General features: G+C 44.8%; 14 protein-coding genes. 8 read left to right on the forward strand and 6 right to left on the reverse strand.

All coding sequences use genetic code 11. From position 1 onward, the window contains the following. Positions 1-21: 21 nt before the first annotated feature. The 6 genes from MHB63_08935 to MHB63_08960 all read right to left on the reverse strand — a co-directional run bounded on the left by MHB63_08935 (position 22) and on the right by MHB63_08960 (position 5,487). The gene (locus tag MHB63_08935) at positions 22-276 is read right to left on the reverse strand and encodes an extracellular matrix/biofilm biosynthesis regulator RemA family protein (GenBank protein MEK3806650.1); all 255 of its coding nucleotides are present in this window, start codon (positions 274-276) and stop codon (positions 22-24) included. 19 nt (positions 277-295) lie between these two features. After that, positions 296-1,405 (reverse strand): DNA replication/repair protein RecF, encoded by a 1,110-nt coding sequence (recF, locus tag MHB63_08940; protein ID MEK3806651.1) that lies wholly within the window; start codon positions 1,403-1,405, stop codon positions 296-298. A 45-nt stretch (positions 1,406-1,450) separates the two neighbouring features. Beyond that, positions 1,451-1,669, reverse strand: coding sequence for a S4 domain-containing protein YaaA (gene yaaA / locus MHB63_08945; protein MEK3806652.1), 219 nt, complete (start codon positions 1,667-1,669; stop codon positions 1,451-1,453). 206 nt (positions 1,670-1,875) lie between these two features. Next, positions 1,876-3,012, reverse strand: coding sequence for a DNA polymerase III subunit beta (gene dnaN, locus MHB63_08950; GenBank protein MEK3806653.1), 1,137 nt, complete (start codon positions 3,010-3,012; stop codon positions 1,876-1,878). A 255-nt stretch (positions 3,013-3,267) separates the two neighbouring features. Further along, entirely contained in the window at positions 3,268-4,614 is a 1,347-nt protein-coding gene (gene dnaA, locus MHB63_08955; protein MEK3806654.1) for a chromosomal replication initiator protein DnaA, read from the reverse strand. Between the two features lie 261 nt (positions 4,615-4,875). Continuing rightward, positions 4,876-5,487, reverse strand: a complete 612-nt coding sequence (locus MHB63_08960) for a hypothetical protein (protein MEK3806655.1) — start codon at positions 5,485-5,487, stop codon at positions 4,876-4,878. Positions 5,488-5,555: 68 nt separating this feature from the next. On the opposite strand from MHB63_08960, the gene rpmH reads away from it, so the two are divergent. The 8 genes from rpmH (at position 5,556) to noc (ending at position 13,055) form a co-directional block, all read left to right on the forward strand. Beyond that, positions 5,556-5,690, forward strand: a complete 135-nt coding sequence (rpmH, locus tag MHB63_08965) for a 50S ribosomal protein L34 (GenBank protein ID MEK3806656.1) — start codon at positions 5,556-5,558, stop codon at positions 5,688-5,690. 166 nt (positions 5,691-5,856) lie between these two features. After that, positions 5,857-6,231: a ribonuclease P protein component gene (gene rnpA, locus MHB63_08970; protein MEK3806657.1), complete on the forward strand. Its 375-nt coding sequence runs from the start codon at positions 5,857-5,859 to the stop codon at positions 6,229-6,231. Positions 6,232-6,337: 106 nt separating this feature from the next. After that, positions 6,338-7,114: a YidC family membrane integrase SpoIIIJ gene (gene spoIIIJ, locus MHB63_08975; GenBank protein ID MEK3806658.1), complete on the forward strand. Its 777-nt coding sequence runs from the start codon at positions 6,338-6,340 to the stop codon at positions 7,112-7,114. Beyond that, positions 7,111-7,731 (forward strand): RNA-binding cell elongation regulator Jag/EloR, encoded by a 621-nt coding sequence (gene jag, locus MHB63_08980; protein ID MEK3806659.1) that lies wholly within the window; start codon positions 7,111-7,113, stop codon positions 7,729-7,731. The genes spoIIIJ and jag overlap by 4 nt, the downstream gene beginning before the upstream one ends. Positions 7,732-7,990: 259 nt before the next feature. Next, a complete protein-coding gene (gene mnmE, locus MHB63_08985; protein MEK3806660.1) occupies positions 7,991-9,376 on the forward strand; it encodes a tRNA uridine-5-carboxymethylaminomethyl(34) synthesis GTPase MnmE in 1,386 nt (461 codons plus the stop codon). 59 nt (positions 9,377-9,435) lie between these two features. After that, entirely contained in the window at positions 9,436-11,325 is a 1,890-nt protein-coding gene (gene mnmG / locus MHB63_08990; protein ID MEK3806661.1) for a tRNA uridine-5-carboxymethylaminomethyl(34) synthesis enzyme MnmG, read from the forward strand. 19 nt (positions 11,326-11,344) lie between these two features. Then, complete coding sequence (gene rsmG / locus MHB63_08995; GenBank protein ID MEK3806662.1) at positions 11,345-12,061, forward strand: 16S rRNA (guanine(527)-N(7))-methyltransferase RsmG; 717 nt, start codon at positions 11,345-11,347, stop codon at positions 12,059-12,061. Positions 12,062-12,188: 127 nt separating this feature from the next. Beyond that, complete coding sequence (noc, locus tag MHB63_09000) at positions 12,189-13,055, forward strand: nucleoid occlusion protein (GenBank protein MEK3806663.1); 867 nt, start codon at positions 12,189-12,191, stop codon at positions 13,053-13,055. Positions 13,056-13,134 lie beyond the last annotated feature (79 nt).

Raw genomic sequence — 13,134 nt, forward strand, 5'->3', positions numbered from 1 at the left:
TATAGATTGGGTTCAGAACGTTCATTCTGCCGTCTCTATGTCAAATGAGAATTTTGCACGTTTTTTCAGCGTGCCTGAAGCAAGAGGAGAAAAATAAACCTTGTCTGTCGTCACAACAATCGACTTTGTTTCGCCATTTGCTAGCTTTACCGGCTGATTCTGCTGCTTTTCCAAAAATTCACTGACAATTCCGGACGTCTTTGACGATTGATGATCAATAATCATGACGACTTCCTTTGAAGGAATCACGAAATTGTCTCCCAAGTGGATATACATGAAAAACCACCTCTCTCACTTAAGTAAGCGTGCCTTTTGAAACGCGGTACGTTGTTGCTTCCTTCAGCGTCTTATGGTCAATGCCCTCAACGCTTGTCGTCGTGACAAACGTCTGCACTTTCCCCTGAATTGTATTTAATAAATGCGATTGCCTGTAATCATCAAGTTCAGATAAAACATCATCAAGAAGAAGAATCGGATACTCGCCGATTTCTTCGTGAATCAGATCGATTTCTGCAAGTTTCAGCGAGAGAGCGGTTGTCCGCTGCTGTCCCTGGGAGCCGAACGTCTGGACGTCACGCCCGTTCACAAAGAAAAGAAGATCATCTCTGTGCGGACCGGCAAGAGTTGCTCCGCGCTCAATTTCTTTTTCTTTTATTTTATCAAACTTCTCTTCATATCCTTCTATCATTTTCGACAAACTTGAGGCTTCTGATACATCAGCGGAGGCTTTATACTCAATCGTCAGTGTTTCAAGCCCCCTGCTGATACCCTCATGGACCGGCTGAGCCCATTTCTGGAGCTTGCCGAGAAACTCCATTCGCTTTTTCACTACTTTTGCAGCGGATTCTGCAAGCTGGGAAGTCAGCACATCAAGCATCGTCCGGTCAGTCTGCCTCTTCATCTGCAGCTGTTTTAAATACTGATTCCGCTGCAGCATGACCTTTTGAAATTTATTTAAATCATGAAGATAGACAGGCGAAACCTGTCCGATTTCCATATCGATAAAGCGTCTTCTGACCTGGGGGCTGCCTTTTACAAGGTTAAGGTCTTCGGGAGCAAACATGATCACGTTCATCGCTCCGACATACTGGCTTAATTTCTGCTGCTCAATGTGGTTCAGCTTCGCTTTTTTTCCTTTTTTTGAAATGACGAGCTGCATTGGCACAGAACCGTTTTGTTTTTCTGCTCTGCCTTCTATTTTAGCATATTCCTCGTCCCAGTAGATAAGATCTTTGTCATTTGACGTGCGGTGGGATTTGGCCATGGCCAGGACATAGATCGCTTCCATCACATTCGTTTTCCCCTGGGCATTCTCCCCGAGGATGACATTGACCTTGTTTTCAAACTCCGCAGTCAGTTCTTTATAGTTGCGGTAGTTCCGCAGGGACAGTTCTTTGATAAACAAATCCGTTCACCAACTTTAAGTTGTGTATTTCACATCTTGAAACATTCAGCTTTTAACGATAAATGTTCCGAAATCAGGAATATCAACAAGATCTCCGTCATAAAGTTTTTTGCCGCGGCGGTTCTCAGGCTCCCCGTTTACAAATATCGCATATTCCTGAAGAAACCATTTTGCCATGCCGCCGGTCTGAATCACATCCGCCAATTTTAAAAATTGGCCCAGTGCTATATATTCTGTATCTATTTTAACAGGTTTTCTGGACATTCCGGATCGCCTTCTTTCTAAAATCTCTAACACTTTATTTTACTAAATATACTGGCCATACCACAATAGGCAGCTGCCTGTTCTTTTTAAAGAAAATCGTGTCTTCTCTGCGCGGACACTACGCGTGACAAAAGTCCTTCCCATAACGGATAAGACTGCTGGCTAAAAAAAGAAAGCTGCCGGCAGACCGCCGGCAGCTTGTGTCATTAATACGTTCTGACAGGGAGAATCAGCTGAAGGATGGAATCGTCATTTGGAGTGCGAATCAAAAACGGTCTCATCGCACCTGTAAAGCTGATGCTGATTTCTGTTCCCTCAAGTGCCTTTAATGCATCCATCATATATTTTGCACTGAAAGAAATTTTTAATTCCTCTCCCGAGAGTTCCTGTGTCTGCACTTCCTCGATGACTTTTCCGATTTCCGGAGTGTTCGAAGAAACTTCGACAATTCCGTCTTCAAGCGTAGAGAACTTTACGACGTTGTTTCTGCCTTCTTTTGCAAGAAGAGATGCGCGGTCGATGGCCTGAAGAAAATCTTTTGTATTCAGAACCATTTCTGTTTTGCTTTCAGAAGGAATCAGCCTCGTTGTATCAGGGTAGTTTCCGTCAAGAAGTCTTGAGAAGAACAGCAGGTTTTCCGCTTTGAAAAGCACCTGGCTTTCTGTGATCACAATTTCGATTTCTTCGCTCGAATCAGCAAGAATTTTGCTCAACTCATTTAAACTTTTTCCGGGAATGACAACATTGTAGGAAGTGTCAGCTTCCATTTCAATTTTTGCCTTGCGGAGGGCAAGACGATGGCTGTCTGTTGCGATGCAGATCAGCTCTTTATTTTCAAGCTTCCAGTTAACACCTGTCAAAATCGGGCGGGTTTCGGAAGTTGAAACAGAAAAAACGGTTTGTCTGATCATCGTTTTTAAAAGATCTGTCGGAACTTTGAAGCTGTTGTGCTCCTCCACTTGAGGAAGATGCGGATATTCCTCTGCATCCAGTCCATTTAAGTTGAACTCTGCTTTGCCTGAACGGATGACTGTCATGTGATGGCCATGAACCTCCATCTCCACAGAATCCTTAGGAAGTTTTTTAACGATTTCACTGAAGAAACGGGCCTGAAGGACGATGCTGCCTGCCTGCTTGATTTCTGCAATCTCTTTTCCGTTTTCTTCTGTAGGAATGAAAGACTCAATCGAGATATCAGAATCACTTCCTGTAAGAGTGACTCCTTCTTCTGTTGCCACAATTTTAATTCCCGTCAGGATTGGAATAGTCGTTCTGGACGAAACAGCTTTCATGACATCCTGTACGCTTTGAACAAGACGGTCTTTTTGAATGACGAATTTCATTAGGGTAAATCCTCCTTTTTTCGTACGGTGGAATATTTCTTCTGGTGACTTAATATATATATATTTTAAAGAAAAAAATAGTAGAAGTACTAGTAGGGCCTGTTGATATGTGTATAACTCTGTTGAAGAAAGGAAACACAGCCTATCCACATGTGGACAGACTGTGTATGAATCGTATTGGGTTATTCACATTATCCCGGATGCTCTATTTTATTTTGAGATGATTTTGCCTTGTTTATGCTGCTTGAGAGAGAGCTAGTTCTTCAGCATGCTCTCTATTTCTTTCAGCTGTTTAACAAGCTGGTCATCAGCCTGAAGGAGCTTGGAGATTTTCTCATGGGCATGAATGACGGTTGTATGGTCACGGCCTCCGAATTCCTCGCCGATCTTTGGAAGAGAGGAATCAGTCAGTTCCCGTGACAGATACATCGCGATCTGCCTTGGAAACGCGACGGATTTTGTTCGTTTCTTTGCTTTAAAATCCTCAAGCTTCACGCTGAAATGCTGGCCTACCATGCGCTGAATATCCGCAATGGTGATCATTTTCGGCTTTGAGCTCGGGATGATGTCTTTTAAAGCTTCTGCAGCAAGATCTGCATTTATGTCTTTATTGATAAGGGATGAATAAGCAACAACCCGAATAAGTGCGCCTTCAAGTTCACGAATGTTGGAATCAATTTGATTGGCGATATAAAGCATGACTTCATTAGGGATATCAAGGCCCTCAGCCTTTGCTTTTTTTCTGAGAATCGCAATACGCGTCTCAAGATCCGGAGGGGTAATGTCCGTAATCAGTCCCCATTCAAATCTGGATCTGAGGCGGTCTTCTAGTGTCGGTATTTCCTTTGGAGGACGGTCGCTGGAAATGACAATCTGCTTGCTTTCTTCATGCAGGGTGTTAAACGTATGGAAAAACTCCTCCTGCGTCTGTTCTTTTCCGGCAAGAAACTGAATATCATCTATAAGCAAAACGTCAACGCTGCGGTATTTGTTGCGGAAATCTTTCGCCTTGTTATCACGGATGCTGTTAATGAATTCGTTCGTGAATTTCTCTGAGGACAGGTAAACGACCTTTGCATTTGGTTTATGATCAATGACATAATGGCCGATTGCATGCATAAGATGCGTTTTTCCAAGTCCTACCCCCCCATAGATAAACAGCGGATTGTAGGCTTTTGCAGGCGCTTCTGCCACGGCAAGCGACGCTGCGTGGGCAAACCTGTTGCCTGAACCGATAACGAATGTATCGAACGTATATTTTGGATTCAGCATATTTTGAGGCAGCTCGATCTGCTCTTCGTCCTTTGCCACCTGCTTAATCGGTGATTTCGGCATAAAATCTGCTTCGTTCTGATTTTGGGGAATAATGAACTTGATCAGCAGCTCCTCGCCTGTCAGTTCATAAATGGTATTGGCAATTAAATGCAGATACCGTGATTCCAGCCAGTCGCGTGCAAATTCATTAGGAGCCGTAATCGTCAGCGTGTCTCCTTTAAGTGCATGGGCCTTCGTCGATTTCAGCCACGTTTCAAAGCTTGGCTTGCTGAGTTTTTTTTCAATTTCAGACAGCGCCTTGCTCCACAGCTCATCAATGTTCTCCATATGAGGCATCTCCCTCCTTCTTTAAAAAAGTAACGTGTATATGTTTTGTACAACCATTCATAGGCGTGCGAATAAATATACAAAAAGGACAAAATGTGCATAAATATATAATATAGTAGTAAAACATCTTTTCGACATAAACCTTCACGTGTGGACAAGTTTTTTAACAGGGTGTTTATAATCTTTCCACATGTTATCCACAATGTGTGGATAATTAATTTTATGACGTTTGATATTCAGAGTGAAAACACAAATATAATATCAAATTAAACGAAGCGGCGCAATGGTTTTGAAAAACTTATCCACATACCTGCTTTCCTGTTGAGAAAAATTGTCCACATCTGTTTGTTCTGTGAGAAACCTGTCGATAACGGGTGTGGATAAAAAATATTGTCGAAAAAATTGTGCACAGGCCGGTGCCACGGGAAAAAATTGAACACGCTGCAGAAGGTGTTTCAGATCCAATCCAGAATTGTTTTTGTCTTTGAAATTGAAAATGAGCTGAAATCCAGTGGACTGCAGCGGAAGAAACTTGACTCCTTGTCCAGCTGCAGCGCCCAACTCCTCTGTCAGAACAAAATCCCCCAAAAAGTCAAACCCGGACTTTTCGGGGGATTTCTTATCTGACTGCCGGAGCAAAACGGGCGCTTCCGCTTTTCTACGGGATGAAGAGGGCACGGGAGACCCCGCAAGCGAAGCGAGGAGGCTCCCGGCGCTCCCCGCGGAAAGCAAGTTTCTGGAGTGGAAGGGAACGGTTTGTCGTGCGGAAAGCAAGTTCTGAAGGGAACGGTTTGCATGAGGCAACCAAGAACCATCAGAAAAAAGAGAACGAAAAACCGCACCATGAAATCTTTTTTGACAGATGGTTGACAATTCGAGGGGTCACTCTCTATAATTAGAAAGACTGTCTTTAACAGCTATTCCTCAGGGAGGTGTCTATAATGAAAAGAACGTATCAGCCAAATAACCGCAAACACAGCAAAGTTCACGGTTTCCGCGCTCGCATGAGCTCAAAGAACGGACGTAAAGTGCTAGCAGCACGTCGTCGCAAAGGAAGAAAAGTATTATCAGCATAGGCCACTGAAAACTATCAGTGGTCTTTTTTACATGGCCCAATCCTTCAAACAGATTGGGCCATGTTTTTAGGAAAACAGCTGTTTAAATAGATTCTTTTAAAGAAATAATGATGGCAGAGCTTTCAGCAGGCTAAAGGAACGTCAGGGAAGGATCCGGAGTGAGGGCATGAAAAAGAAAAACCGCATTAAAAAAAACGAAGACTTCCAAAAAATATTCAAGCAGGGCAAGTCGATGGCAAACAGACAATTTGTGATCTACATGCTGAATCAGCCTGAAGAAAAGGAATTCCGCTTAGGTCTTTCAGTCAGCAAAAAGATAGGAAATGCCGTGACCAGAAACAGGGTGAAGCGTCTCGTCCGTCAAGTATTCCTTGAAGAAAAAGACAGCTTGAAAACAGGCATGGACTACATTGTCATTGCCAGAAAACCCGCGTCTGAAATGGACTATCATGAAGTGAAAAGCAGTCTCCTGCACCTTTTCAGAAAAACGAAAATCCTAAAGCCCGGCATTCGCCGTGAAAGCGCCATAAAAAATACATAGAAATGTCTAGAACAAATTTCGATTTCTTATCTAAAGATGTTAGAATATATGTTGGATACACCGGCAAAAATAGCCGGTTCAGTTAGATTGTTAGGAGGAATACCGGTTGAAAAGGAGAATATTGTTAGTGCTTGGCTTAGTGAGCATGGTGATGCTTCTTGCGGGATGTACAGAAGTCAATCAGCCAATCACAGAAGAAAGCCAGGGGTTCTGGAATCAGTACATTGTCTATCCGTTGTCATGGCTTATCATATATTTCGCAGAATTAACGGGTGAAAATTATGGAATCTCCATTGTCATCGTAACGCTTATTATCCGCTTTGCCATTCTGCCTCTGATGATCAAGCAGATCAAAAACTCCAAAGCGATGCAGGAACTGCAGCCTGAAATGCAGAAGCTGCGTGAAAAGTACAGCTCGAAAGATCAGAAAACACAGCAGAAGCTTCAGCAGGAAACGATGGCTCTTTTCCAGAAGAATAAGGTAAATCCTCTTTCAGGATGTTTTCCTTTACTTGTGCAGATGCCGATTCTTATCGGATTCTATCATGCCATCATGAGAACAGAAGCAATTGCCGATCACAACTTCCTGTGGTTTGACCTTGGTGCACGTGATCCATTATTCCTTCTGCCGGTCATTGCCGGTATTACAACATTCATTCAGCAGAAATTAACGATGGCAGGAACAGCAAGTCAAAATCCGCAAATGGCCATGCTTCTTTATATCATGCCAATTATGATCGTCATCTTTGCTGTCAGCTTCCCGGCTGCACTTTCCCTGTACTGGGTTGTAGGTAACCTGTTCATGATCGTGCAGACTATGATCATCTACGGACCTGATATTAAAAAGAATGCCCTTTTGAAATCGGGAGGAAAGAAAAAGTGAGAGAAATAACTGCTGAGGGACTTAGCGTCAAAGAAGCAGTACAATCCGCTTTAAAAGAGCTTCATGCAACTGAAAATGAAGTAGAAATCACCGTGATTGATGAAGGAAAAAAAGGTTTTTTGGGCCTGTTCGGCTCAAAGCCGGCAAGGGTGAAAGCTGTTAAACGGCCGAACCCCGCAGAAGAAGCGCATCGCTTTTTAATGGATGTTGTCAGAAACATGGGCGTGGACGCAACTGTTGAAATGAAGCAGGACGGGAAAAATGTGACGTTTCAAATTGAAGGAGAGAAAGTGGCTCTTTTAATCGGAAAACGAGGACAAACCCTCAATTCCCTGCAGTATTTAACGCAGCTTGCGGCAAACCGCCATGCCAATCACTATCTGAACATTACCGTTGATGCGGAAAACTACAGATCCCGCCGCAAAGAGACCCTGATCCAGCTCGCCCACAAGCTTGCCCATCAGGCAATCCGGACGAGGAAAGAGGTTCCGCTTGAGCCGATGCCTTCCTATGAACGGAAAATCATTCATGCTGCACTGGTCAGCCAGCAGCATAAAATCAAAACCTACTCTGTAGGTGAAGAACCTCACCGCCATTTGGTGATTGCGCCTAAATAGCAAAACCCCGCTGATACTCATTCAGCGGGGTTTTTTCTGTCTTCAGGAGGACTTAGATGAAGCGTGATTGGAAATATTGTTATTAACATGTGGATAAGTTAAAATGATAGGTAACTGAATGTGCGGAAAATCAGACTGTGGATAAATTGAACTTTTTTCCTTTCAAATAAGAAATAACTGTGATATCTTATAAATTTGACTGCGTATTTAATAGAACATGCCATTATAGATTAATTTTGAAAGAAGCGGGGTGAAACGCATGGATTTCGATACGATTGCGGCTATATCCACACCGATGGGAGAGGGAGCGATCGCCATTGTCAGACTGAGCGGCGATGAAGCCATCGCGGTAGCTGACCGGCTTTACTCCGGACCATCCGGAAAAAGACTGCGTGACGTTGATAGTCATACCATTCATTATGGACATATAAAGGATCCTGATACAGGCCAGATTGTAGAAGAAGTGATGGTGTCTGTATTAAAAGGACCAAAAACATTCACCAGAGAAGATATTGTTGAAATCAACTGCCACGGCGGCATTGTTTCGGTTAACCGTGTCCTGCAGCTTGCCCTGAACGGAGGAGCAAGACTTGCAGATCCTGGTGAGTTTACAAAACGTGCGTTTTTAAACGGAAGAATTGACCTGTCCCAGGCTGAAGCGGTGATGGACCTCATCCGCGCCAAAACGGACAGAGCCATGAACGTAGCGCTTGGCCAGATGGAAGGAAGACTTTCCAAGCTGATTCAAAAGCTGCGCCAGGAAATACTTGAGACACTGGCCCACGTTGAAGTGAACATCGATTATCCTGAATACGATGACGTTGAAGAAATGACGCACAGTGTGCTCATTGAAAAAGCGACGTATGTGAAGCAGGAAATTGAAAAGCTGCTCCAGACTTCCCAGCAGGGGAAAATTTTACGGGAAGGCCTTTCGACTGTTATCGTAGGCCGTCCGAATGTAGGGAAATCCTCGCTGCTTAACAGCCTCATCCATGAAAATAAAGCGATTGTCACAGATATTCCGGGAACGACGCGAGACGTGATTGAGGAGTACGTGAATGTAAGGGGCGTGCCTCTCAGGTTGGTCGATACGGCGGGAATCCGCGAGACGGAAGACATCGTAGAGCGGATCGGCGTTGAAAAATCCAGACAGGTGCTGAAAAAGGCCGACCTTATTCTGCTTGTCATGAACTTCAGCGAAGTTCTTTCACAGGAAGATGAACAGCTGTTTGAAGCTGTCAGCGGGATGGATGTCATCGTGATTGTCAATAAAACAGATCTGCCTCAGCAGATTGATTTGGACCGGGTAAAAGAGCTTGCCGGAAACTCGCCGGTTGTCACGACGTCACTGCTTGAAGAACAGGGCATTGACCAGCTTGAAGAATCCATCAGCTCCCTCTTTTTTGAAGGGGCAGTCGGTCCTTCGGATTTAACCTATGTTTCAAATACAAGACACATTGCCCTGCTGTCGCAGGCAAAACGGTCAATTGGTGATGCTCTTGAAGCCATTGATGCAGGCGTTCCAATTGATATCGTTCAAATTGATCTGACGCGCACATGGGAGCTTCTCGGCGAAATCATCGGGGATGCTGTTCATGAAAGCCTGATTGATCAGCTGTTTGCCCAGTTCTGTCTCGGAAAATAAGCTGCACGATTTTACATTTTGCTTTTTTTTATAAATGACTTTTTTAAGGAGGAACTGCCGTGGGATATCACGCAGGTGATTATGATGTTGTTGTCGTAGGCGCCGGCCATGCGGGAGTTGAGGCTGCTCTCGCTTCTGCAAGAATGGGCGCCAAAACGCTGTGTTTGACGATTAATCTCGATATGGTCGCGTTTATGCCGTGCAATCCGTCTGTTGGCGGGCCGGCTAAAGGAATTGTTGTCCGCGAGATCGATGCTTTGGGCGGAGAAATGGCAAAAAATATCGATAAAACACATATTCAAATGAGAATGCTGAATACAGGAAAAGGACCGGCTGTCAGAGCGCTTCGTGCTCAGGCAGACAAGTTTACGTATCAGCATGAAATGAAAAAAACAATGGAAAATGAACGGAATTTGACGATGCTTCAGGGAATGGTCGAGCGACTGATCATGGAAGACGGCGAATGCCGCGGGGTCATCACGCAGACAGGTGCAGAATACCGCGCCAAAACGGTTGTGCTGACAACAGGCACATTCCTTAGAGGGGAAATCATTCTCGGGGAGCTTAAATACTCAAGCGGCCCGAACAATCAGCAGCCTTCTATTCAGCTGTCTGAGCACCTTCAGGAAATTGGCCTTGATATGGTCCGTTTTAAAACAGGCACGCCTCCGCGGGTCAACAGCCACTCCATCGACTACAGCAAAACAGAGATTCAGCCGGGAGACGACGTACCCCGAGCTTTTTCCTATGAAACGACAAAATACATCACAGACCAGCTTCCTTGCTGGCTTACTTATACAAGTGAAGAAACGCACCGGATCATCGACGACAATCTGCACCGTTCGCCGATGTACTCAGGCATGATCAAAGGAACGGGTCCGCGCTATTGCCCGTCCATTGAGGATAAAGTGGTGCGCTTCAACGATAAGCCGCGCCATCAGATTTTCCTTGAGCCTGAAGGCAGAAACACTCAGGAAGTGTACGTGCAGGGACTTTCAACAAGTCTTCCTGAAGATGTGCAAAGACGCATTCTTTCATCAATCCCTGGTCTTGAAAAGGTAGAAATGATGCGCGCAGGCTACGCAATCGAATACGATTCGATCGTTCCGACGCAGCTGTGGCCGACCCTTGAAACGAAAAAGGTGCCGGGACTTTTCACTGCCGGACAGATCAACGGCACATCCGGCTATGAAGAAGCCGCCGGACAGGGACTGATGGCCGGAATTAACGCCGCCAGCAAAGCCCTTGGCAAAGAAGAGGTCATTCTGAGCCGTTCGGACGCTTATATCGGAGTTCTGATTGATGACCTTGTCACAAAAGGCACGAATGAGCCGTATCGTTTATTGACCTCAAGAGCAGAGTACCGTCTCTTGTTAAGACATGATAATGCGGATCTGCGTCTTACAGAAACCGGCCATAAAATCGGTTTGATTAAAGAAGAGCGCTATCAGTCGTTCCTTCTGAAAAAAGACGAGATTGAAAAAGAGAAGAAACGCTTAAGCACCGTGATCATCAAGCCGAATCAGCAAACTCAAGACGTCATCAGACAGGCTGGCGGAAGCGAGCTGAAAGACGGAATCCGTGCAGCCGATCTCCTCAAAAGACCGGAAATGAACTACAATCATATTCAGGCGCTTGTTCCGGCAGATGAAATTATTTCCGGAGAAATAGCTGAACAGGTTGAAATTCAAATCAAGTATGAAGGCTATATTGAGAAATCTCTTCAGCAGGTGGAAAAGCTCAAGAAAATGGAAAACAAAAAAATTCCTGAAAACATCGATTATGACGCAATTTCAGGGATTGCATCAGAAGCGCGCCAGAAGCTGAAAGAGGTCAGACCGCTTTCAATGGCACAGGCTTCGCGGATCTCAGGGGTTAATCCTGCTGATATCTCCATTCTTCTTGTTTATCTAGAACAGGGCAAGATCGCCAGAGTGGCGAACGAATAGCATCAGAAAGGTTTTGACTATGGACATTTCGTTATTTAAGGCAAGTCTCGAAGAAAAAGGAATCACCCTGACAGATACGCAGCTTCAGCAGTTTGAGACATACTATGATCTGCTTGTAGAGTGGAATGAAAAAATGAACCTGACTTCGATTACGGAAAAAAAGGAAGTCTATTTAAAGCATTTTTACGACTCCATTTCCGCTGCTTTTTATTTTGACTTTACAAAGCCGCTTTCCATATGTGATGTAGGGGCAGGCGCCGGTTTTCCGAGTCTGCCGATCAAAATATGCTTTCCGCATCTGAACGTGTCGATTGTGGACAGCCTGAATAAACGCATCACGTTTCTCGACCACCTCTCAAAATCTCTGAATCTGTCCGGGGTTTCCCTTTATCACGACAGAGCCGAAACGTTCGGCAAAAAGAAAGAACACAGAGAGTCGTATGACGTTGTGACAGCGAGAGCGGTAGCGCGCCTTTCCGTATTAAGCGAGCTTTGCCTCCCGCTTGTCAAGCCGGGCGGACATTTTGTGGCCATGAAGGCTGCAAGTGCGGAAGATGAACTTTTAACAGCGAGAAAAGCCATCAGCACTCTCGGCGGAAAAACAGAAAATAAATATGCTTTTGAGCTGCCTCTTGAAGAAAGTGAGCGCTCAATCATCGTCATCCATAAGCAAAAACCAACACCTGCAAAATATCCGCGAAAACCGGGTACGCCGAATAAACTTCCTCTTGAGTAGAGGCTCGCCTGAAGACAGCGGGTTCTTCAGTGAAGCGAATCAGGTGGAAAGTTTGATTTGCATGCAGGAAAAAAGAGACTTGAAAGAGAAATAATATGATGGCAGTTTCTAAAGGTGGTGTAGGCTCATGAAGCATCCATTCTCTCGTTTTTTCGGCTTGGGAGAAAAAGAAGATACAGCAGAAAAAACAGCAGGAATAGATACAGAAGAAATTGATGATTCAGTATATGATGAGGTAAAGAAGATTCCGGTTGCGGACATCGTCCCGAACCGTTTTCAGCCGCGTACTGTATTTGCTGATGAAAAAATTGAGGAACTCTCTCTTACAATACACACACATGGCATCATTCAGCCGATTGTTGTGCGCCAGGCAGACGGCAACTATGAAATTATTGCCGGGGAAAGAAGATTCAGAGCTGTTCAAAAACTTGGCTGGGAAACGATTCCTGCCATCATCAAGGATTTCAACGATACGGAAACGGCATCTGTTGCGCTGATCGAAAATCTTCAGCGGGAAGAACTTTCTGCCATTGAAGAGGCTGTTGCCTATGCAAAGCTGCTCGAGCTTCATAACCTGACGCAGGAAGCCCTTGCACAGAGACTTGGAAAAGGACAGTCTACAGTAGCGAATAAGCTCAGGCTGCTGAAACTTCCGGATGAAGTGCAGCAGGCGCTGCTTCAGAAGAAGATCACAGAAAGGCATGCGAGAGCGCTCATTCCTCTTAAGAAACCTGAACCTCAAATCCTTTTGCTTGCAGAAATTATGGAAAAGCAGCTCAATGTGAAGCAGACAGAAGACCGTGTTGTGAAAATGCTCGAAAAAACGGCGCCAAAAGCAAAAGCGAAACGAAAAGCGTTCAGCCGTGATACGCGCATCGCCATGAACACAATCCGCCAGTCGCTCTCAATGGTTGCAGACACAGGCGTCAAAATTAATGCCGAAGAAGAAGAGTTTGAAGAATACATTCAATTCACGATAAAAATCCCGAAATAAGCTCTCCTGCGTCCGTTGCAGGCGGGCTTTTCTTTTGCGGACAGAACCTGATAAAACAGGGTTTACGGCCTATCGGCGC

It is taken from the genome of Bacillus sp. FSL H8-0547, from assembly GCA_038002745.1.
Lineage (GTDB): Bacteria > Bacillota > Bacilli > Bacillales > Bacillaceae > Bacillus_P.

What these genes read in the sequence shown, in the direction of transcription:
- MHB63_08935 (MEK3806650.1), bottom strand. Translation starts at nt 276, where the DNA reads ATGTATATCCACTTGGGAGACAATTTCGTGATTCCTTCAAAGGAAGTC.
- yaaA (MEK3806652.1), bottom strand. Translation starts at nt 1,669, where the DNA reads ATGTCCAGAAAACCTGTTAAAATAGATACAGAATATATAGCACTGGGC.
- dnaN (MEK3806653.1), bottom strand. Translation starts at nt 3,012, where the DNA reads ATGAAATTCGTCATTCAAAAAGACCGTCTTGTTCAAAGCGTACAGGAT.
- dnaA (MEK3806654.1), bottom strand. Translation starts at nt 4,614, where the DNA reads ATGGAGAACATTGATGAGCTGTGGAGCAAGGCGCTGTCTGAAATTGAA.
- rpmH (MEK3806656.1), top strand. Translation starts at nt 5,556, where the DNA reads ATGAAAAGAACGTATCAGCCAAATAACCGCAAACACAGCAAAGTTCAC.
- rnpA (MEK3806657.1), top strand. Translation starts at nt 5,857, where the DNA reads ATGAAAAAGAAAAACCGCATTAAAAAAAACGAAGACTTCCAAAAAATA.
- mnmE (MEK3806660.1), top strand. Translation starts at nt 7,991, where the DNA reads ATGGATTTCGATACGATTGCGGCTATATCCACACCGATGGGAGAGGGA.
- rsmG (MEK3806662.1), top strand. Translation starts at nt 11,345, where the DNA reads ATGGACATTTCGTTATTTAAGGCAAGTCTCGAAGAAAAAGGAATCACC.
- noc (MEK3806663.1), top strand. Translation starts at nt 12,189, where the DNA reads ATGAAGCATCCATTCTCTCGTTTTTTCGGCTTGGGAGAAAAAGAAGAT.